The sequence below is a fragment of the Jiangella asiatica genome (assembly GCF_004349065.1).
Lineage (GTDB): Bacteria > Actinomycetota > Actinomycetes > Jiangellales > Jiangellaceae > Jiangella > Jiangella asiatica.
The window spans coordinates 1-316 of sequence record NZ_SMKZ01000133.1 but is presented as its reverse complement, the minus strand read 5'-3'; the positions used below and the strand labels follow the sequence as shown (position 1 = coordinate 316).

The 316-nt window shown below is 68.0% G+C and carries 1 protein-coding gene; it reads left to right on the top strand.

Going from position 1 to position 316, the window contains the following annotated elements; genetic code table 11:
• The coding region (locus tag E1269_RS33210) for a hypothetical protein (protein WP_203434303.1) at positions 1–187 on the top strand (187 nt) is incomplete at its 5' end.
• Positions 188–316: the final 129 nt, after the last annotated feature.

Below are 316 nucleotides of genomic sequence, written 5' to 3'. Positions count from 1 at the left end.
GCAACCGGACCGCCTGGTATGTCGTGGCAAGCTCGCGTTCCACCGTGGGATGCAGCGGACCGACCTGCACGACGGTGCCCGCCCTCACCGGCCGCACGTCCGCGTCGAGATCGTCACCATCACGGGCGCCAGCCTACGGCCCGTGATCATCAACGGTTGGCGACGTCATGGCGTCGCTGACGGTTGATGATCACGGGCCGCTGGCGGATTTGGCGACCGGCTGGATCGAGCCGTCCGCGACCGTACGGATGCGCCAGCTCAGTGCTGTACGGAGGCGCGGCGCATGATGTCCTCGATGAACGGCGCCTTGCCCGAC